Source organism: Candidatus Microthrix parvicella Bio17-1 (genome assembly GCF_000299415.1).
In the GTDB taxonomy this organism is placed as follows: domain Bacteria; phylum Actinomycetota; class Acidimicrobiia; order Acidimicrobiales; family Microtrichaceae; genus Microthrix; species Microthrix parvicella.
Window position 1 is genome coordinate 1 of sequence record NZ_AMPG01000004.1, and the last position, 20,535, is coordinate 20,535.

Annotated in this window: 22 protein-coding genes; 5 read left to right on the plus strand and 17 right to left on the minus strand. The window is 66.2% G+C overall.

The features are described from left to right. The 3 genes from MPARV_RS0115700 to MPARV_RS0115710 all read left to right on the plus strand — a co-directional run. Positions 1-376: WD40 repeat domain-containing protein (locus tag MPARV_RS0115700; RefSeq protein WP_031278858.1), on the plus strand; the 376-nt coding region annotated here is incomplete at its 5' end. Positions 377-503: 127 nt separating this feature from the next. Further along, the gene (locus MPARV_RS0115705; protein ID WP_157789681.1) at positions 504-749 is read left to right on the plus strand and encodes a ribbon-helix-helix protein, CopG family; all 246 of its coding nucleotides are present in this window, start codon (positions 504-506) and stop codon (positions 747-749) included. Between the two features lie 11 nt (positions 750-760). Further along, positions 761-1,066: a type II toxin-antitoxin system PemK/MazF family toxin gene (locus MPARV_RS0115710; protein ID WP_157789682.1), complete on the plus strand. Its 306-nt coding sequence runs from the start codon at positions 761-763 to the stop codon at positions 1,064-1,066. A 1-nt stretch (position 1,067) separates the two neighbouring features. Here the strand turns inward: MPARV_RS0115710 and MPARV_RS0115715 are convergent, their stop codons facing one another. From MPARV_RS0115715 to glnII, 11 genes are all read right to left on the minus strand, one after another. After that, positions 1,068-2,432, minus strand: coding sequence for a flavin monoamine oxidase family protein (locus tag MPARV_RS0115715; RefSeq protein ID WP_020378963.1), 1,365 nt, complete (start codon positions 2,430-2,432; stop codon positions 1,068-1,070). Between the two features lie 21 nt (positions 2,433-2,453). Then, positions 2,454-3,110, minus strand: a complete 657-nt coding sequence (locus tag MPARV_RS0115720; RefSeq protein ID WP_012223395.1) for an HPP family protein — start codon at positions 3,108-3,110, stop codon at positions 2,454-2,456. Continuing rightward, complete coding sequence (locus MPARV_RS0115725) at positions 3,103-3,357, minus strand: hypothetical protein (protein ID WP_020378964.1); 255 nt, start codon at positions 3,355-3,357, stop codon at positions 3,103-3,105. Before MPARV_RS0115725 ends, MPARV_RS0115720 begins: the two co-directional genes overlap by 8 nt. Continuing rightward, positions 3,354-3,896, minus strand: coding sequence for a QcrA and Rieske domain-containing protein (locus tag MPARV_RS0115730; RefSeq protein WP_012223398.1), 543 nt, complete (start codon positions 3,894-3,896; stop codon positions 3,354-3,356). Before MPARV_RS0115730 ends, MPARV_RS0115725 begins: the two co-directional genes overlap by 4 nt. Continuing rightward, positions 3,893-4,510, minus strand: a complete 618-nt coding sequence (locus MPARV_RS0115735) for a 4Fe-4S dicluster domain-containing protein (protein WP_012223399.1) — start codon at positions 4,508-4,510, stop codon at positions 3,893-3,895. The genes MPARV_RS0115730 and MPARV_RS0115735 overlap by 4 nt, the downstream gene beginning before the upstream one ends. Continuing rightward, the gene (locus MPARV_RS0115740; protein ID WP_012223400.1) at positions 4,507-6,741 is read right to left on the minus strand and encodes a molybdopterin oxidoreductase family protein; all 2,235 of its coding nucleotides are present in this window, start codon (positions 6,739-6,741) and stop codon (positions 4,507-4,509) included. The genes MPARV_RS0115735 and MPARV_RS0115740 overlap by 4 nt, the downstream gene beginning before the upstream one ends. Before the next feature lie 66 nt (positions 6,742-6,807). Beyond that, on the minus strand, positions 6,808-7,803 hold the full coding sequence (locus tag MPARV_RS0115745) for a hypothetical protein (protein ID WP_020378965.1): 996 nt from the start codon (positions 7,801-7,803) through the stop codon (positions 6,808-6,810). 624 nt (positions 7,804-8,427) lie between these two features. Then, positions 8,428-8,916 carry a hypothetical protein gene (locus MPARV_RS0115750; protein WP_012223403.1) on the minus strand — a complete coding sequence of 163 codons (489 nt, stop codon included), beginning with the start codon at positions 8,914-8,916 and terminating at the stop codon, positions 8,428-8,430. 84 nt (positions 8,917-9,000) lie between these two features. Continuing rightward, complete coding sequence (locus MPARV_RS25855) at positions 9,001-9,126, minus strand: hypothetical protein (RefSeq protein WP_268744055.1); 126 nt, start codon at positions 9,124-9,126, stop codon at positions 9,001-9,003. A gap of 784 nt (positions 9,127-9,910) precedes the next feature. Next, the gene (locus MPARV_RS0115765; protein ID WP_020378966.1) at positions 9,911-11,686 is read right to left on the minus strand and encodes an NAD+ synthase; all 1,776 of its coding nucleotides are present in this window, start codon (positions 11,684-11,686) and stop codon (positions 9,911-9,913) included. Between the two features lie 72 nt (positions 11,687-11,758). Continuing rightward, positions 11,759-12,778, minus strand: a complete 1,020-nt coding sequence (glnII, locus tag MPARV_RS0115770) for a glutamine synthetase GlnII (RefSeq protein WP_012223419.1) — start codon at positions 12,776-12,778, stop codon at positions 11,759-11,761. A gap of 168 nt (positions 12,779-12,946) precedes the next feature. Between glnII and MPARV_RS0115775 the strand changes: the two genes are divergently transcribed. Further along, positions 12,947-14,290, plus strand: a complete 1,344-nt coding sequence (locus MPARV_RS0115775; protein ID WP_031278868.1) for a glutamine synthetase family protein — start codon at positions 12,947-12,949, stop codon at positions 14,288-14,290. A gap of 48 nt (positions 14,291-14,338) precedes the next feature. Beyond that, positions 14,339-15,079, plus strand: a complete 741-nt coding sequence (locus MPARV_RS22975; protein ID WP_020378968.1) for a winged helix family transcriptional regulator — start codon at positions 14,339-14,341, stop codon at positions 15,077-15,079. Between the two features lie 10 nt (positions 15,080-15,089). Here the strand turns inward: MPARV_RS22975 and MPARV_RS24950 are convergent, their stop codons facing one another. The 6 genes from MPARV_RS24950 to MPARV_RS0115810 form a co-directional block, all read right to left on the minus strand. Continuing rightward, a complete protein-coding gene (locus MPARV_RS24950; RefSeq protein ID WP_012223425.1) occupies positions 15,090-15,248 on the minus strand; it encodes a hypothetical protein in 159 nt (52 codons plus the stop codon). Between the two features lie 63 nt (positions 15,249-15,311). Further along, positions 15,312-15,692: a RidA family protein gene (locus MPARV_RS0115790; protein WP_012223426.1), complete on the minus strand. Its 381-nt coding sequence runs from the start codon at positions 15,690-15,692 to the stop codon at positions 15,312-15,314. Positions 15,693-15,733: 41 nt separating this feature from the next. Then, complete coding sequence (locus MPARV_RS0115795; protein WP_012223427.1) at positions 15,734-16,747, minus strand: ATP-grasp domain-containing protein; 1,014 nt, start codon at positions 16,745-16,747, stop codon at positions 15,734-15,736. 7 nt (positions 16,748-16,754) lie between these two features. Then, positions 16,755-18,437 (minus strand): (2Fe-2S)-binding protein, encoded by a 1,683-nt coding sequence (locus MPARV_RS22980; RefSeq protein WP_020378969.1) that lies wholly within the window; start codon positions 18,435-18,437, stop codon positions 16,755-16,757. 34 nt (positions 18,438-18,471) lie between these two features. Then, a complete protein-coding gene (locus MPARV_RS0115805; protein WP_012223429.1) occupies positions 18,472-18,789 on the minus strand; it encodes a HesB/IscA family protein in 318 nt (105 codons plus the stop codon). A 193-nt stretch (positions 18,790-18,982) separates the two neighbouring features. Beyond that, entirely contained in the window at positions 18,983-20,485 is a 1,503-nt protein-coding gene (locus MPARV_RS0115810; RefSeq protein ID WP_020378970.1) for an aldehyde dehydrogenase family protein, read from the minus strand. Between the last annotated feature and the right edge of the window lie 50 nt (positions 20,486-20,535).

Below are 20,535 nucleotides of genomic sequence, written 5' to 3' on the forward strand. Positions count from 1 at the left end.
GGTGTTGTCGGTGGGGTGGTCACCGGACGGGACCAGGCTGGTTTCCGGGTCGAACGATGGGACCATCCGGGTCTGGGACCCCGAGGAGCGCACCGAACTCGGCCGTCTCGAAGGCCACACCGGCGGGGTGTTGTCGGTGGGGTGGTCACCGGACGGCACCCGGCTGGTTTCCGGATCGAACGATGGGACCATCCGGGTGTGGGACCCCAACTCGGGTGATGTGGTCTCGCTCGTTCACCTGGGATTTGCGGTGACTGCACTGGCTCCACGGCCAACCTGTGGGGATGCCTGGCAGCTGGCAGTCGGGTTCGGAATCTGTTGGGTGACCTTGGAGGTTGACGGTTCTTGGGGGTCTTCGAGCGCCCAGCCACTCTGAGGTGTGCCGACCGCAGTCGGGGCCGGCGTCACCGGTAGCGCGCGATCGATGCGCCACCACCTCGCCCAGCTCAACGTCGCCCGCATGGAGGCGCCGCTCGACCATCCATATGAATTATCATATGGTCATGGCCCGACGTGAAGTCCTTGTCCAACTCGATGACGACCTTGTGGAGCGGCTCGATCGAGTTGCGAGCGAGCAGGGAACCAACCGTTCAGAACTTCTGCGGCGCGGAGCCGCGGCAGTGCTGGAGGCCACCGAGCGTGCCCGTGCCGACCGGGACCTACAGGACGCCTACCGCCGGGTCCCGCAGGATCCGGCCTTCATTGAGTCAGCGGTCCATTTGGGTGCCCAAACGCTCCCAGCGTGGTAGCCCGTGGCGACGTGATCTGGGCCGATCTGGGCCCTCCCCGTGGCCGACGTCCCCTGTGCGTCCTCACCCGGGACGCCGCCATCAGTGTTCTGACGTCCGTCACTTGTGCCCCGGTCACTCGAACGATCCGAGGCATCCGGAGCGAAGTGGAGATCGGCACGGATGAGGGACTCCCGTCAACCAGCGTGATCGCCTGCGACGCCCTGGTGAGCGTCCCGCTTTCACTGCTCGACGCGCAACCGGTCGGTCACCTGGACATGGCCACCCGGGCGAAACTGGATGGGGCGCTGCGATACGCGCTCGACATCCTGTACTGACCTACAGCAGGCGTACGATCTCGGAGGCCGTTGACTCGCCCGAGCGGACGGCGCCCTCCATGTAGCCGTTCCACACCGGCGAACACTCGGCGCCCGCCCAGTGGATGCGACCGACCGGCTTACGAAGTGCGTGACCGAAGGCGGTCCAGACGCCCGGCGTGAAGTGGGCCCCGTAGCAACCGCGGCTGAACTCCTCGGCCATCCAGTCGCGCTCGATGTACTCGACCGGGTCGGCGGCCTTGGGCCCGAAATAGCGCACGAAACAGTCGACGGCGGCCTGGCGCCGCTCGGCCAACGGGCGACGCACCCACCTGCGCCCGTCGTTGGCCTCCATGAAGCCAACCAAGATGCCCGGCGTGCCCGATGGTGGGGTGTTGTCGAAGACCACCTTCACGGGCCCCTCGTCGGAGGCGACCTGCCCGTTGAGGCCATCGTTGCGCCAGAACGGCTCGGGATAGACGCAGTACAGCTTCACCACCGACCCGGCCGGCAGCCGTTGAGTGAGCTGGTCCCGCCACGACGGAAGGGCGGGCGCATAGTCGAGTCGGCCCGCAAGCGTCGGGGGCAACGTGACGATCACCCGGCTCCCCTCGATCACCTCGCCACTGCTGGTGCCCACCCGGACACCCTCGTGGTCGTGCTCGACGCGTCGCACCGGGGTGGTGAGCCTCACCCGCTCACCCAACTGGTCGGCCATCGTCTCGGCGATGCGCACCGAGCCGCCAACGATGCGATCCTGCTGAGCACCTCGATCGGTGGCCAGCAGGGTGTCGAGGTCGGTGCCCGAGTTGGCGTAGAACAGCGCATGCAACGCCGACAGGTCGGCCGACTCGGTGGAGAACACCGCCTCGCACGCCACCCGAAAATACTCCCGGCCGGTCGGGGTATGCAGGTGACGACGGATCCACGTCTCGAACGTCTGGCCATCGAGCACCTTGGCGTTCCTGGTGTTCCACGGCTCGGTGAGCGACACCGTCTTGGCCGCCTTGTTGAACCGGGCCATGCCCTGGCCAAGGTCCGCCAGCACAAACGGGTTGAGCTTGGGTGTGGCGCCCCGCTTGGACGACATGGACACCCGTTTGCCGCCGAGCTGCACCACCGTCTGACCCCGGTTGTGGGTGGGGAACGTCTCCAGGCCCAGCTCGGCGATCAGCTCGTACATGCGATCCTGGGTGGGACCCACCCATTGACCGCCAAGTTCGATGGGCGTGCCGTCGGCGGTCTCGCCACCCTCGGTGCGGCCACCGACCCGGTCACGGGCCTCAAGCACCGTGACGTCGACGCCTCGATCGACCAGCCGCCGGGCAGCGCTCAGCCCCGCCAATCCCGCCCCGACGATGATCACCTGGTCGCTGTCAACTGCCATTTTGCGAACAGTACCGGTCGATCAGCTCAGCTTGGGGGCCCAAGTGGGGTAGTCGATACCGGCGAGCCGGTTGATCACCATGCCCTGCACCACCATCAGCACGACGGCGATCATCAACACCGTCAGCTGGGCGGGCGTCTTCAGGATGCCGAGCGACACGATCAGCGTCGTGGCGCCGGCAGGGGGATGGGGCACCTTGAGCCACACCATGAACCCACTGGTGAGGCCGAGCGACACCGCCGCCGCACCGACCCGTGGCCAGGTGACCTCGGTGGCCAGGGCCGGTGCGGCCTCGGTCAGTCCGAAGATCACCAGCGCCAGGTACCCGGCGGCGACGCCGATCGCGTGGCCGAAGATCGTGTTGCGCGGGCACGCTGCCGGCAGGGTGGGTGTGTAAAAGAGAAGGAACGCGGTCGGCCCCAACGACGGGAAGATGAATGCCTGGCCGGTTGCGACGGCGGCCATCGACATCAGAGCGATCGACAGCACACCGTTGACCAGCGCAAACAGGCCCATCACCGAGGTCTGCGAGTGGCGGCTGACCAGGACGGGGATACGGAAGCGGGTACCGAAGCCCTCGACGATGGCGGAGATGTCGCCGCCGATCGGACCGGACCGCGGCGACTTTGTAGCCGTCTCGTTGGGAGAAGGTGTGTTCGGCCTCTTGGCCCTACTCATGGGGCATCAACCGTCGAAGCGTCATGACGATGAGCCACAGGCCCACCGACAACCCTGCGGCGGCGCGTGCGAGGCCGGGCTGGTGGGCCAGTACGCCCTCGACCGCCACCACCAGCAGGAAGATCTGCAACGACACCATCACCAGCAGGTAGGCGGCGATGCCTCCCGAGCGCTTGTAACGCGACCTGTCGGGAGGGGCTACGGCGGCCCGTCCGATCGCTCGCTTGGTGGTGGTTTGCTCGCTCATGTGTCGATCCCCAGTGCCCACACGGTGCTTCCCCGAACCTCGACGTCAATTGCCGCCAGCGGGCGGTCTGGCGGCCCGGCGGTGGGCTCGCCGGAGTTGGGGTCGAAGAAGCCGTGGTGGCACGGGCAGAACAGCGTCTCTTCTTCGGGCTTGTAGTAGACGACGCAGCCCAGGTGGGTGCACTTCTGGGTGAACGCCCGCAGATCGCCGTTGGGCAGGCGCACCAAAATGGCCGGGTCATCGTCGCCGGGATATTTGAACAGGTACTCGCCGTCCTCGGGGATGTCGCCCACCTCGACGATCGGCATCGCCTTTCCAGAGTTGGCCCGCTGCATCGTGGCCCACGTGCCGGCGCCGACCGCACCGGCGGCAAACACGCCGGAGGCGGCGATGAGGTACCGGGTGAAGTCGCGTCTGGCGACAAAGTCCTCGCCTTCGCTGGTCAGAGGAAACTCGTCGCGCCACAACGGGTCGCCGGGTTGGCCACCCGCAGCGCTGGCACCCGACTTTGCAGGACGGTCGGTCGATTCTTCGCTCACGACTCCTCCAATCCAAACGGGTCGTCCTGCCACCCGGCGGTGGGCTGGCCACCCATCACGTCGATGGGGCCGGGGCCGGTGTCGTGCACCACGGTTGCCACCTTGGTGGGCACCAACTGGCGGCCGAACTGGAACTCGAAGAGCAGTTCGCCGGTGCGGGTCTGCTCGAACTCGGCCGGGGTGCCGAACCAGAGGGCCTCGCTGGGGCACACCGACGCACACATCGGCGCCTTGCCCACCGAGGTGCGGTCGTAACACATGTCGCACTTCATCATCTGATCGGGCAAGGCGAAGTACTTCGGCACCCCGAACGGGCACGCGACCACACAGTTGGAACAACCGATGCAGCGCGGCTTCAACGCCGACTGCACCACGCCGTCCTCGTTCTGTTTGATTGCGTCGGCCGGGCACACCTCTGCACAGGTGGGGTCCTCACAGTGCATGCACACCATCGGGGCGGTCTGGGTGTTGGCGCCGCGGTCGAGATATTCGAGGTGGATCAGCGACTGCCCCCGGTGGGTACCGCACTCCTCGCACGCCTGCACGCACGACTCACAACCGATGCAACGGCTCTGGTCGATGACGAACATCTGGTCGGAGATCAATGCGCTCATCGGTGGGCCTTCTCCTGAAGTGTGTGGACCCTGCGGTCCCGGATTTCGACGTGGCCCTCGGCCTTTTCCACTTTGACCGCGCACACCTTGTACTCGGGGATCTTGGAGATCGGGTCGAGGGCCCGGTTGGTCAACTGATTGGCTGCCTTGTTGCCACCCCAGTGATAAGGGATGAACACCGTGTCGGGTCGGATGCTTTCCACCACTCGGGCCGGCGTGACCATTTCACCTCGGCGGGAGCTGACACGCACCAGGTCGCCATCGACCACTCCCACCTTGGCGGCCATGCGGGGATGCATCTCACACAGCGGCTCGGGGTACTGCTCCACCAGCGGTTTGATGCGGCGGGTCTGAGTACCGGAGAGATACTGCGAAATCACCCGTCCCGTGGTGAGCCACACCGGGTACTCGTCGTCGACCACCTCGGCGGGTGGCCGGTAGGTGATCGGGTGAAAGCGGGCCTTGCCGTCGGGGAACGCGAACTTGCCGCCCTCATAGAGGCGGGGGGTGCCCGGATGGCCCTCTTCGGGGCAAGGCCAGAAGATGCCCTTTTCGTCGACGATGCGATCCCAGGTCATGCCGTTGTAGTCGGCGGTGCCCCCGTGAGAGGCCACCTTCATCTCCTCGAACATCTGCTGGGTGTTCGTGTAGTTGAAGTACTTGCCTCGGCCCAGGCGTTTGGCCAACTCGACGAAAACCTCCCAATCGCGCCGGGCGTTACCGGGCGGATCGACGGCTGCGTTGATTTTGACCGTGCGGCCCTCGACCGTGGTGACGGTGCCCTCGTCCTCCTCGTGCAGGGAGCCCGGGAACACGATGTCGGCGTGCTGGGCGGTCTCGGACAAAAAGAAGTCGATATTGCCGTAGAACTCCAGCTTGTCGAGCGCTGCAGCGGTGAAGTTGGAGTCGGGCAGCGACACGACCGGGTTGAAACAGATCGACAGCAGGCCCTTGATCTCACCTTCGTCGATCGCCTCGATGATCTCCTCGGCGGTGATGCCCTTTCCTGGGATCTCGTCGACGTCGCAGCCCCACACCGATGCCACGTAGGCGCGGTGTTCGGGGTTCTCGACGTCGCGGTTGCCGGGCAGTTGGTCACACTTGTGACCCTGCTCGCGCCCGCCCTGGCCGTTGCCCTGGCCGGTGATCGTGGTGACCCCGCAGCCCGGTTTGCCGTACTTGCCGGTGGCCAGGCCCAGGTTGATGCAGCTGAGCACGTTCTCGACGCCCTTGGACTGGTGCTCGATGCCCCGGGCGTGCAACAGCATGCCGGTGACCGACGTGCCCCACAGCCGGGCCGCTTCGATGATGCGGTCGGCGGGCACACCGCACACCTCGGCCGCCCACTCGGGGGTGGCGTCGGCGACCGCTGCCGCCGCCTCGGCGAAGCCGACGGTGTGAGCGTCGATGTAGTTGTGATCGAGCCAGTCGTTGGCGATCAGCACATGCAGGATCGACGTCATCAGCGCCGAGTCGGTGCCCGGCTTGAGGCCGAGGAACACGTCGGCCGTGCGGGCCAGCGGGGTGACCCGCGGGTCGGCGACGATCAGCTTGGCGCCGCGGTCGCGGGCCCGCCAGATATAGCTGGTGGTGATCGGCGCACACTCGGCAACGTTGGCGCCGGCCACGAACACCACGTCGGCCAGCGGGATGTCGCTCCACGGATTCGACGCCCGGTCCATGCCGAGGGCCTTCTTGTTGCCGGCACCGGCCGACACCATGCACAGCCGGCCGTTGTAGTCGAGGTTGGCGGTCTGCAGCGCCAGCCGGGCGAACTTGCCGATCAGGTACGACTTCTCGTTGGTGAGCGAAACGCCGGACAGCATCGCAAAGCTGTCCTTGCCGTAGGTGTCCTGGATGCGACGGATCTCGGCGACCGTTCGGTCGAGTGCCTGATCCCAGGTGATCTTGCGGAACCCACCGGGCGACGACGGGTCGCGTTCCAGAGGATCGAGGAGACGGTCGGGGTGGCTGCCCTGCAGGTAGCGCTTCACGCCCTTGGGGCACAGCTTGCCTTCGTTGAACGGGAAGTCGTACCAGGGCTCGAACCCGACGACCTCGTTCTTGGCCACCTTCAGCTTGATACCGCACTGTTGGCCGCAGAAGCAGCAGTGGGTCTTGACTTCCTTCTCCACGTCCAGACCGGCGTTCCAGCCACCCGGAGGTGCCTGGTTGAGGTGCGGGCCGTACTTCTCGATCAGTTCTTCATCGGTGACGGGCTTCGTTGCCATTGAGTTGTCACACTCCAGTCGGGTGGTTGAGAAAGATGGGATACGGAGGGTGCACAAGCAGCGCCCTCATCCGAAACCGCCCACTCTGGCGGTTTGGGCCAGCGCCACCTGACCTCGTCGACAGGCCGGGCAGGTGTCCTGCCAGTTGTTGCCTGCCCCGTCGGAGTAGTCAAAGCCCAACTCGGGCAGAATCTGCTTCAGGTCGGCCACCTGCATCTGGGTGGCGAAGTGCTGCTCGCAGCTTCGACAGGTTTGGCCGCCGCCCTCCCTGCCTGCATCCTGGTAGAACTTCACGCCCAGGTTGGCGGGACGTTGAAAGATGTGGAACAGCTTGCCGAAGGGGATGTACATCAACCCGACGATCACGGTGAGGGCGTGCAGGTTGTTGAGGAACGAGTAGTACTGACCCTCCAGCCACAGCGAGCTGGCGGTCAGGAACAGGCCCGTGATCGACACGGCGAACAGCCCGGCCAGGGCGGCGAAGTCGCCTGCGCGCTCGACCGCCAGTGCGCCCGGGTCGCCAAGGCGCCGATACAGGAAGATGACCACCCCGGCGATCACCAGGAACGCCGAGATGTTCAACAGGTGGAAGATCGTGAAACCGAAGACTGATTCAGCCTTGAAGGTGCCGCTGCCGACGCCAAACAGGAACGCCTCGTAGCGTCCGCCCGTTTGCCCGACCGACTCGAAGTGCACCCAACCAAAGGTGAGCGGGAAGGTGACCATCGCTGCCAGAATGCAGCCCCAAAACACCAGCTGGTGGGCAGCCCAGCGGGAGGTTGACCGGCGACGGATGAACCCCTGGCTGAGCAGGTTGGTGACCACCAGCCCCCCAAGGCCCACCACGTTCTTGCCCCGGCTACCCGAACGCCTGAACGACTGCCAGCCCCGCCTGCTGAGCATCGCGGTCGGGGGACGCTGGATCCAGATGAGGTAGCGGTAGACGGTGGCGAACACGGCCAGCACCACGCCCACCAGGTAGCCGGCAAGGGCGGCATCAAACCACTTGAGCCCTCCGCTCCCCAGATAGACGAGCACCAACAGCACGACCACGGCGGCCATGCTCCATGCTGCTGCCCGAAGGTCGACGTTGGACCTCCACGAGCGTGATGCGTGCGTCCGGGCCGGCTGTGTCACTGGGGCTCCTTCTCACTCTGGCAAGGCCGAACCCTAGTTGCAGAATTCGACCACGTTGGAACCCCACAGGATCCTGCTCGCCGAACCTGCATCATCCCTCCCCCCAGGCGGCGGGAGCAACATCGTGACGGTCGGACCAGAGCAGCTACGCCTCCGACAACATCGGCACCGTCCACGAGGGAACATCCACGACCGGCCAACATCGGGCATCCGTCGCTGCCTTCACAGACCAGCGGTTCGTATCCAGCCTCTTCGAGTACCTCGACCATCACCGGGGGCGCGGCGTTCGCCGGATACTCCAGCAGGACGCGAACCCGGCCATCGCTGCGGTGAGGCCACCACGCGGGCGATCGGCGTTTGCGGTCGCTCTGGCCGATGTGCACGCGTAGTTTCACGTCCGAATCCCTCCGGATCGATGACTCCCACTCCACGATGGAACGATTCCCTTAAGTCTGTGTGCCCGATCGTCCTGATGGTAGGGCCCGAGGTCCCTACCCGGATGGTCAAATCCGTTTCACCCCAGCCACGGCGGGCGGGGCACGCTTTCGGTCACTCGGACGTCGCCGGTGGTTCGGGGGAGCAGAGAGGCATCGTGTGTTCGGCGAGAGCAGCGCTCACGGCGGCGGTGACGGACGACTTCGAGACCGGTGTCCGCAGGTGGATGCTTGGACCGACCAGGTCGGGGTAACGCTCGGAGCTGGGCTCGGTGCACTCGACCACCAGCGGTACCTCGGGATGGCGGCTTCGAATTGCCGCCGGAAGTTCACGGTCGTCCGACGTGGTCACTCCAAAACCGCTGACCACCACATCGGCGCCGTCCACCAGGGCACAGTCGCCGCCGGCCACGATGGGGCAACGCTCGGTGCCTTCACAGATCAGCGTCTCATACCCGGCGTCATCGAGTGCTTTGGCCATCGCCGAGGGCGTGGAGTGGGCCGGGTATTCAAGCAACACTCGAACCCGGTCATCGCTGCGCTGCGGCCATGCCGACGGCCGTTTTTGACGGCCGCTGTGTTTGGTTCGCCAGCGTCGCTCCACGTCGAAGTCCTCTCGGGTTGTTAATTCCGGTCCATGGTAGAACTAAACGTACCGAGATTCGGGATCGACGATCGGTGTCATGGGTCATAGCCACCACAGCGCGGACTCCAGGAGACCGAAGCCTTGGAAGTCCGGCTCATGACCAAGCGCCGCCCTTCCCGCAGCGAGCACATCCTCCAGGTCGAGGAACACCACCTCGGGCTCGTTCACATGTCGGCAAGCCGCCGAATGTGGCTCCTCAGCACTCAGCCTCAACGTCATGGCCGGCTACAGGCGGTACCGAGTGGTACCAACCGGTGGCACCCTGCGGGGCCGCGAGGCCCTACGCGGCAGAACCCTCACCATTCGGCCGAAAGGTCGAACCTCACGCTCATCAGCGTGACCACCTCGCCCTTCAACTGACCTGTCACCAGAACCCGCGGGACGAGAGCCAGCGGCTACCAACGACCGGTAGTCCGGTCGCCCGGGGATGGGTTGAATGAGTCGCTCGAAGTCCACAGCAAACGATTCAGCAATCTGAGGTAGGTCAACCAACAAGAAGTCGGCGGCACAGAGTTCGCCTTCGGGGCCACGTTCTGCCGGCAGCTGGGCATCCAGTTACTCGAAGAAGCTGGAATCAACCCGAACCGTGTATCGCATGGTGTCAACCGTCAGCCGATACTGCCTCCGAGGCAGCAATGTGGCGTCGGATGTCTGACCGAGCCTCTTCCAGAAGCTCAGGCGGCACCTCGGAGATATCCTTCGCCATACATTGCTTGAAGATGCTGCGCCGCTCGTCGGGGCTCATCCCCATCAGCTCGTCCGCAGTCCAGACCGATCCGTCGATTTGCCCAGGGTACGCCGGGCCCGATGCAGGATGGAGCGGGTCGCGATCCCCTTTGCTCACGGAGGAACCCGGGTCAACACCCAAGGCACCGTCCCGCGCAGTAATTGCGTTTCGCACCAACCTACCCGCCCCGAGAGACACCTACTCCCACGATTCCGCCAACGCCTATCAACCCTCGGCCACCTCGTCGGTGGCCCAGCGGACCTCGGAGTAGGCGTTGGTCAGCGGCATACGCCGGTCGCGGCCGAAGGCCTTCTTGGTGACCCGCAGCGCAAACGGGGTCTGCCGACGCTTGAACTCGTTGCGATCAACCAGGCGGGCCACCCACCGGGCCAACTCGGGATCGGCACCGGAGGCGAGCAACTCCTCCACGGTGAAGTCGTTGTCGACGTACCGCTCCAACACAGGGTCGAGCTGGTCGTAGGCGGGCAGGCTTTGGTCGTCGCGCTGGTCGGGCCGAAGCTCGGCCGACGGCGCCTTGCTGATGGTGTGCTCGGGTATGGGCGGTGTTTCACCCCGCTCGATCGCCAACTGGTTGCGCCACCGTGCCAGCCGAAACACCCGGGTCTTGTAGACATCGCCGATTGGTGCAAGGGCCCCATTGCTGTCGCCGTAGAGCGTCGAGTAGCCGACGGCGAACTCCGACTTGTTGCCGGTGGCCAGTGCAAGCCACCCGAACTTGTTGCACAGCGCCATCACCAGGGTGCCCCGAATGCGGGCCTGGAGGTTCTCCTCGGTCAGATCTGCCTCGGCTGCCCCGAAGCTGCCCGCCAGGCCGTCCATGAACGAGTGGTACATGTCGGCGATGGCCACGGTGCGGTAGTCGAGCCCCAAGGTGGCCGCCAGCACCTCAGCATCGTCGCGGCTGTGATTGGAGGAGTGCTGTGACGGCATCGATACGGCGTGCACGCGCTCGGGGCCAAGCGCGTCAGCGGCCAACACGGCCACCAGCGCCGAGTCGATGCCCCCTGAGAGCCCGAGGCAGGCGTCGGTGAACCCGCCCTTTGCGAAGTAGTCGGCCAAACCGAGGCGCAGCGCCTCCCACACCTCGGCGTCCGGCGGCAGGGCGAGTGCAACCATGGGTGGGTCGATGACGGAACGAGCGGTGTGGTTGGGAGCGCTGGGCATCGCGACATCGTGTGGTTCGATCGTCACCAAGGGCAGCGCCACCTCCAGCCCACGAGGGTCCAGCTCCAGATCGACGATCATCAGGTCGTCGACAAACTGCGGCGCCCTTGCCAACACCTCGCCGTGGCGGTCGACCACCATGGACCCACCGTCGAAAATCAGTTCGTCCTGGGCCCCGACCTGGTTGACATAGGCCACCGGGACTCCTGCGCTTCGGGCACGGTCGGACAAAAGCTGCTCCCGCAGCTCCAACCTGTCCTCCTGATACGGCGAGGCGTTCAGGCTGATGAGCACGTCGGCACCCGCCGCCGACTGCTGGGTGGGCGGACCGTCGACGTACCAGATGTCCTCGCAGATCGACACGCCGACCACCAGCCCGCCGATGGAGAACAGCGGCTGGTCCTCAGGCCCCGCCGTGAAGTAGCGGTCCTCGTCAAATACGCCGTAGTTGGGCAGGCGCTGCTTTTGATAGCGGCCATGGACCTTGCCACCTGCCGCGACCGCCACGGTGTTGGCCGTGCGGATACCGCCGACCGAGTCGACCGCCAGGTGATCGTCGGCGTAACCGAGCAGTGCCACGCACCTACCGGTTCGTGCAACCACACGATCGAGCGCCTCGACGTTGTCCTCAAGAAAGCCCCGCCGGATCAGCAGATCCTCGGAGGGATATCCGGGCACGGCCAACTCGGGAAACGCCACCAGGTCGCATCCCGCGGCTTCGGCCTGGTCGTACAACTCGCCCAGCCGGGCCACGTTGCCCGCCAGATTGCCCACGTGCGGGTTCATTTGGCCGAGGGCGACGCGCAGCGTGGACATGATCCGACACTACCGAGCGCCCTCGCGCCATCAATGTGCCCACACGCAACCAGGCTGCACCGGCAGGCTCAACTACCGCTTGGACCAATCGGAACAGACGGTGTTGGTCATCAACGCCGCCACCTCGTAGGGATCGATGTTGGCGTTGGGGCGGCGATCCTCGATGTAGCCCTTCTGGTCTTGAGCCACCTGCCACGGGATGCGTACCGAAGCGCCACGGTCGGAGACGCCGTAGCGGTACTCCGAGTAGTGGGCGGTCTCGTGGTCGCCGGTGAGTCGATCCTCGTAGCCGTGGCCGTAGGCGGCCAGGTGCTCCTCGATCTTGCCGGGAGCACCGAGCGATTCACATGCGGCGATGACCGCGTCGTAGCCCTCCCGCATGGCCTTGGTGGAGAAGTTGGTGTGGCAACCGGCGCCGTTCCAGTCGCCCTCGATCGGCTTGGCCGAGATCGACGCGTTGACGTTGAAGTCCTCGGCGATCCGGTACAGCAGGTAGCGGGCCATCCACATGTGATCGCCAACCTCAACGGTGCCCACCGGGCCGATCTGAAACTCCCACTGGCCCAGCATCACCTCGGCATTGGTGCCCGAGATGGCCAGGCCGGCGGCCAGGCAGGCATCGGTGTGAGCCTCCACGATCTGGCGACCGGCGATCTCGATCGCACCCACCCCGCAGTAATAAGGACCCTGGGGGGCGGGGTAGTAGTACCCGGCTCGTGGCCACCCCATCGGTCGGCCCTCCTCGAAGAACGTGTACTCCTGCTCCATGCCGAACCACGGCTCCTGGTCGGCGTAGCTCTTGGCCATCTCGACTGCGGCCGCCCGCCTGTTGGTCGGGTGCGGCTGCATCGTGTCGGGCACCAGCACCTCGCACAGCACCAGCTTGTCGTCGCCGCCCCGGATCGGGTCGGGGGTGATGAACACCGGGCTGAGCACGCAATCGCTGTTGGCCCCCTGAGCCTGGTTGGTCGAGGAACCGTCAAAGCCCCACACGCCCACCTCGGCACCATCGGGGAGGATCTTGGTCTTGGAACGCATCAGCGGCACGGGCTCGGTGCCGTCGATCCAGATGTACTCGGCGCGGTAGGCCATGGTGACTCCTCAAGTTGGCGGCGCTCGACGCGCCGGGGGATGGCAGGGCCTCAGCATGCGTTCGCCGGGTTTCGCCGGCATTGCGCAAATGTCACGGGAATGTGAACAGATGGCCTCCGAGCCTCAAATCGGGTGGAATCAACCCATCGACGTGGTGAACTGGGCACCATGAACGGCCCGACGCACAGCAATTACGTCCTGCGCACCGTCGAGGAGCGTGGCATTCGGCTGATCCGACTGTGGTTCTGCGACGTGCTGGGCCACATGAAGTCGGTGGCCATCTCGCCGGTCGAGCTGGAGATCGTCTTCGAGGAGGGCCTCCAGTTCGACGGGTCGGCGATCGACGGGTTCTCCCGCGTGTACGAGAGCGACGTGTTGGCCCGCCCCGACCCGTCGAGTTTCGGGGTGCTCCGGGGTGGCGAGGACGGCGGTCCTGCCACCGCCGCCATGTTCTGTGACATTGAAACCCTCGACGGCGAACCATTCTCCGGCGACCCAAGGGCGGTCCTGCGTCGTGTGATGGCCGAAACCCGCGCTGAGGGGTACGAGTTCATGTGCGCTCCCGAGGTGGAGTTCTTCTACTTCGCCTCGGGCGACCCTGGTCACCAGCCGCAGCCGCTGGACGAGGCCAGCTACTTCGATCTCACGATCAGCGAAGTGGCCTCCGACCTTCGGCGCCGCACCATCGGCCGCCTGGAGGCGATGGCGATCCCCGTGGAGTACTCGTTCCACGAGGACGGCAACAGCCAGCACGAAATCGACCTCACCTGGGACGACGGCCTCTCGATGGCCGACAACATCATGACGCTGCGCATGGTGGTTCGGGAGGAGGCCCACGTGGAGGGCGTGCACGCCACCTTCATGCCAAAGCCGCTCTCCGGTCAACAGGGCTCCGGCATGCATACCCACATGTCGCTGTTTCAAGACGACACCAACGCCTTTCACGATCCCGACGACCAGTACGGCCTGTCGGAGGTGGGCCGGGCCTTCGTGGCCGGACTGCTGCGCCACGCATCGGAGATCACCGCAGTGACCAACCAGTTGGTGAACAGCTACAAGCGGCTTGTGCCCGGTTTCGAGGCACCCAACACGATCAGCTGGGCCCGCAACAACCGCTCGGCGCTGGTGCGCATCCCGCGCCACAAGGCGGGCAAGCACGTGTCCACCCGGGTGGAATACCGGGCACCCGACCCCGCATGCAACCCGTATTTGGCCTTCGCCCTCATCCTTGCCGCCGGCATGAAGGGGGTGCGGGAGGGCTACGAGCTGCCACCGGAGGCTCCCGACAACCTGCACCGGCTCTCCGATGCGGAACGGTCGGCCCTCGGTATCGGCACGCTCCCCCGGTCGCTGGCCCAGGCGTTGGAAGACATGGAATCGTCGCAGTTGGTTCAGGACACACTGGGCCCACACATCTTCGAATGGTTCGTGCGCAACAAGTACTCCGAGTGGGCCGACTACAAGGCCCACGTCAGCCAGTTCGAACTCGATCGCTACCTCAGGGCCTGGTGACCGGGTGGTGAGCGAACCGTCGAGTCGGCCGCCCGACGGGCGCCCCTCATGACCCACCCGTCCGGTGAACTGTTGGTGCACCCGGCACCTTCCCCCGAGCTGGCACGACTGTTGGATTTCGCCGGCCTGCGTTGGGTGACGGTGGCCGACGACTTGGCGGCACGTAATGCTGCCGGCACGCCGTCGGGAGCCATCGTGAGCCTTGGGGACGGCGACCCCCGTGCGGTCGACGATGAGACAATGGCCAACGAACGTGACCCGGCTTGGCCAGTGCTCGAAGCGTTGACGCGTCGCGACCCCCCCGTGTCGGCGGTCGTGGTACTGGTCCGGGGAAACCGGCTGGGTGAGCTGGCCGGACGCGACGAGCTGTTCGCCGACTTCTGCCTCACCCCGTTTCACCCAACCGAGTTGGAGGCCCGTCTGACTCATCTGCTGGCGGTCTCGACAGGCTCGCCCATCGGACGTTCCACGGCCGGTCCCGACGTTACCGACCTGGTGCACTGCGGCCCGCTGGTGCTGAACACGGAGAGTTACCAGGCGCGCATCGCCGACCGTGCGTTGGACCTCACCTACATGGAGTACGAACTGCTTCGATTTCTGGCCGAGCGCCCCGAGAAGGTGCACAGCCGCGAGGTGCTCCTCAGCCAGGTGTGGGGATACGACTACTTCGGCGGCGCCCGCACGGTGGACGTACACATCCGACGGCTGCGTTCCAAGCTGGGCGAGGAGCACGCAAGGATGATCCAGACGGTGCGCTCGGTGGGTTACCGGTTCGGACGAGCCGACTGATTTCGGTGAGTTACTTGTTGAGCTCGATCAACTCGGAGCCCTCGTTGCGGACCTCGCCGTCAACGGTCAGTGTCTGACCGAAGGCCGCTGCGATGAGCGGACTGGACGCCAGCACCAGCACGGGGATGACCACCAACAGAACGATCACGATGATGACTGCACCAACCATGGAGCTCAGCCTACCTTCACCACGACACGTGCAACTGAACGTGAGCGGCCAGGCCTCGCATCGCTACAGCACGGCCTCCTGGCGTTCGCTGTCGACGACGGGCCGGTAGGCCCACGCCTCGATCTCCATCAGTGCGCCTGCCGGCAAGGCCGACACGGCGACGGCCGAGCGGGCTGGACGGTGGGCTCCAAAGAAGGCGACGTAGTGCTCGTTGATCACCCCGTAATCGTCCATCGACACCATGAACACGGTGGTTTTCATCACATCGGTCGGCTTGAGTCCCGCCTCGGCCAGGCGAAGGCCCAGGTTGGCCAGGGCCGCATCGCACTGGGGGCCGAGGCCATCCACCATGACGTTGTCCACCAGGCCGATCTGTCCGGAGGTCACCACCCACTCCCCCGCCTCAACCCACGGTGAATACGGCCCAATCGGATCTGCGCTCATGCCCCTCAGGCTGTCACATACATCTTCTCAAGGGACGTGGTTCAAGGGTCAAGGGTCAGCAACAAGGCCGCCTCGTAGACCGACTCGGCACGCGCCCACCATTCCGATGATTCCGCCGCCAGGCGTTCCAACATGACGCCCGAGTTGACCTCGAGCACTTCCCGCCCGGCACTGGAATCCACGATGTCGACCGAGCAGAACACCGCGCCCAGCTCAGCGGCGGCCCCAAGACCCAGAGCGGCCAGCGATTCGGCTTCCGGGCCCGGACGCACCAACACCGGCGAGGATCCGGCCCCCAGATTGTGACGAAGGCCAAGGTGGGTGACCTCTCCGGCGACGGGAACGTGGGCCAGCAACGTCGGATCGTGAGTATCGAGCCAGTCGCGCACAACGTCGGGCGTCACGTCGCCGGCCACCACCGACTGAGCCACCAATTCCACAACCGCCGATCGTCCATCACCAACCACGTTGGGGCGATCTTTGCGATAGATCAGCGGTGCTGCTCCGTCGACCACCACCACGCGATGCTCGGCGGTGACCTCACGCCAGGGGCCCACCGCAGCGCCACGGTGGCGGGCGAGGATGGCGGTCAGCGCAGACTCGGCGGCCGATCGTTCCGCGGCGCGTTGCACGTTGGCGCCACCGGTGCCATCGTTTGGTTTGACCACCAGGGGCCACCCGAAACGATCAATGATCTGGTCCAGGCGTTCGCCGACCGAGTTCTGGCCCACCCAGGACGCGAAGCTCGGCTCGATCACCAACTCGTGAGGAACCATCGGCAGGCCGACGCGACCGAGCAGATCTGCCGTGGCCACCTTGTCATCGCAGATCAGGGCAACCGCCGACGGGTTGGCGTCGAACGAGTAGCCGTACATGCCAACCCGGTGGCCCGCCCGGTCGGTCAGGCGCACCACCCAGTCGCCACCACCGGCCTGCATGCGCCAGCCGTGGGCATCGGCCAAACGGGCGCACATGTTGACCAGCGCCCGGCCCCCGTTGCGGGCGGGTGCGTCAGGCACGTGCACGCCCGCAGGCCCGTCCTGGTTGTGGGTCATCTCCGCATCATGGTCGGCACGTCCACGGGAGCGACCCAAGCGGCCAGGCAGGGGCCCATCCGCCCGCCGACCATGCGGCCGCCGCAGTCGCGGCAAAGACCGCGCCGCCGACTGGCACGGCTGGATCGGTTGCCACATCGTGGTCGATCGTGACGGTCACCTGCGGCAGCTCCGAAGCCTTCAGAATGCCGAACGACCTGACGGTGAGATCCTGCGGGATCCCTTCGGCATCGACTGCCAGGCCCTCGGAGGCCACCCAGGACAACCCGGCGTGGACGGCACCGATGACGTACGAGCGCAGCACCACGGCGTCCAGTGGTGCGCCTGCCGAGACGGTGACATCGATGCCTTCGGGCCCGAAGGCCGTGATTCGGGCGCGGCCACCCTCGGGCCCGATGACGTTCACCTCGTCGGGCCGGGTTTCGGCGAGCGCCACTGCCAGCACCTGCGCCTCTGCCCATCCGGCGCCGCGCAACTCCGCCGAGGTGGGGGGCCCGAGAACGGGCACCACCTCGACGTCAACATCCGGCAGCACCGACACGATTCGTTCGATCACCGGGGCGACGTCGGCCCCACCCGACCACCCGACCAGCACACGGCCACTGCCGTCGGCGCGCAGTCCCGCGGCGATGGGAGGCCGCTTGGCGCCGCGCCGCACCACGTCCTCCCGGCTGAACAGCACCCGCACCGGCTCTCCCAGGCGGTCGGCCCACTCGCGCGCCACCTTGGCGACGTCGTTCTCATCGGAGCCTTCAACCTTGCCGCCGAAGGCGCCGCCGTTGGCCAGCGGGGTGGCGGGTTCGCCGCCTGGCACGCACCACGAGGCATCGGTTTCCAGGTAGGCGGGCTCGATCCACGAGGTCGCCAGGCGCACCGCCCAGTCGCCGTCGGGCACCTCCAACGGCGGCTCGGCCACGACGGTTGAACGCCGTCCCTGTACCTTGCCTGAGGCCATCCGTGCCTCGGCCAGGGTGGCTGCCACCGTCCACCCGCCATCGCCGTCGGGGACGACCACCCGAGCACCTTCGGGCGCCGTGTCGGCGGCAAACCCAGCCGACCCGGCAACGACGGTTGCTCCAACGGACTGGGCACTTCCACCTTCGATGACGGCCCGGAACGAGGCCCTCGTGACGGCATCGGCGTCCCGATCGGGCGCCGTCAGTTCGCCGAGCCCCACCGCCGCCTCGGTGATGGTCTGCCAGCCCGTGCAGCGGCACAAGTGGGCCGCTAATGCCCGATGGACAACGGGTGCGGAGAGCCCGGGCGCCCCGGTCGGGCCCAGTGGGTCGGCCGGCTCGGGCGAAGCCTCCGAACCAGTCGCCACGGTGGTGGCCCGGTTGGCCGTTTTGATCGCCAGTCCCTCCAGGCGGCACACGATGCCAGGGGTACAAAACCCGCATTGGGAAGCCCCGGTGGCAAGAAAGGCCTCGGTCCACAGCCGACGCCGTTCGGGGTCAAGCCCGTCAAACGTGGTGATCCAGCGTCCGGCAAGGCGCCGCACCGGCGTCACGCAGGCCACCCTCGGGGCGCCGTCCACCAGCACGGTGCAACAACCGCATTGGCCTTGAGGACTGCACCCGTCTTTGGCCGAGGTCACACCGGCGACGTCACGGAGTGCGTCCAACAACGTTGGAGTTCCTGCGGGAACCTCGATTTCGCGTCCGTCGACGGTCAGCCTGACCAAACTCACAGCGGTGCCGGAGGTCGTCGGATGCGGCGGTCGCTCAGCTGAAGGACGAGCCGCAGCCGCAGGTGCGCTGCGCGTTGGGGTTGGTGATGGCGAAGCCGCTCTCCATGCCGTCCTTGTAATCAAGTGTGGCGCCGTCGAGCATCTCTGCAGAGGAGGGGTCGCTCACGACCTTGATCGAGCCGTAGGCCTTGGAGACATCCTCGGCGTCGGTCTCAGAGTCGAAGAACATCTCGTAGGAGAAGCCGGAACAGCCGCCGGGCCTGACGGCCACGCGCAGGGCCAAACCGTCATCGCCCTCCGCCTCGATGAGCTGTTGAACCTTCTCGGCTGCGTTGTCGGTAAGCGTGATCATGTGTCGACTCCCAAGGATCGGCGGGCCCGCGTGGTGCCATGGTAGCGACCAGGTGCCGTGCGGTCACGGGCAGGTGCAGCCCAGGCTACCGAGTCCGATCCCCGCGAGTTCGGTCGCCGTCGCAAACTCGACACGACGGCCCACCGTCGCGTGGCTCAACCGGCCACCGTGCTCCCGTGGGTCTGGCCGAGACCTACCCGGGAAACGCGTCCTCATCGGCATAGGGGAACCATTCGGGGTCGGGCCGGGCCTCCGGCGCGATCATCACCATCTTCGAGCGGCGAAACTGCTCCAGGCCCTCGATGCCCAACTCGCGTCCGCTTCCAGTGAGCTTACGACCGCCGAAGGCGACGGCGTCGTTGTCGTTCAGCGGTGTGTTCACCCAGACAATGCCGGTTTCCAGTTCGTGCACCGCCCGGAAGGCCTCGGCAAGGTCCTCGGTATAGATGTTGGCCCCCAGCCCCACCTCGGAATCGTTGGCCAGTGCAATCGCCTCGTCCAGGCTGCTCACCCGGCACACGGGCGCCAGCGGCCCGAAGGTCTCGCCGTGCATCAGGTCCATCTCGTGGGTCACCTCCAACACGGTCGGCTCGTAGAACCAGCCGGTGGGAAACGCCTCGGGCCGCTTGCCGCCGCACAGCACGGCGGCGCCCTGTTCAACCGCTCGGGCCACGATGGCCTCCACACGTTGCCGCTCACCCTCGGACGCCATCGGGCCCAGGTCCACCCGCTCGAGCCCACTGCCCAACCGCAGCGATCGAGCTTCGATGACCAGGCCCTCGACGAACTCGTCGAAAACGTCATCGTGCACATAGAACCGCTCGGCCGAGGTGCACACCTGTCCACAGTTGAGGAAGGCCGCAAAGGCCGCACCACGGGCCACCATGTCGATGGGAGCCGACGGCATCACGATGAACGGATCGTTGCCTGACGCCTCGATCAGCACCGGCTTGAAGCGCTCCGCGGCGGTTCGGGCAACGGCCTGGGCGGCCGTGACACTGCCCGTGAACGCAACCGCATGGGTGTCGGGGTGACCGACGAGCGCCGCCCCCACCTCGGCGCCTCCGGTGAGCACCTGCACCAAACCCGGCGGAAGCACCGAAAACGCCTCCATCAGGGCCAGCAGCGTCATGGGCGTCAGTTCGGATGGCTTGACGATCACGGCGTTGCCCGCAGCCAACGACGCGGCGGCCTGCCAGCCGAACAACAACACCGGAAAGTTGAATGGCACGATTGAAACCACCGTGCCCAACGGTTCCTTCAGGGTCAGGTGGGTCTGCCCCGGCAGCGCAGCACCGGCCACCCTGCCTTGATCGTGGCGGGCCAACTCGGCGTAGTAGCGAAGGGACGATGCCGACGTTCCGCCCTCCCAGTTGGACTCCACAAAGGGCTTGCCCATCTCGCGGGTCATCACCTCGCCCACCAAGGGGGCAACCTCGGCCAGTGCGGTGGCCACCTCGTGCAATGCCTCGGTGCGTTCCAATGCACTGAGCGCCCACCAGGCCCGTTGGGCCCGCATCGCGGCAGCAACGGCGGTGTCGATCTCGGCGGTCGTTGCCTCGGCAAAGACGGCGCAGATCTGCTCGGTGGCCGGATCGATCACCGGCGTCGTCGGTCCCTCACCCGCCACCAGAACCCCATCGATGAAGTGCTGCCCCGACAGGTTGGCCATCAACACCGTGACGTCGCTGCTCATCTGTATCCCCCGGTCGTGCTGAGGGGAGGAGGTTATGCGGTGGGTGGAGG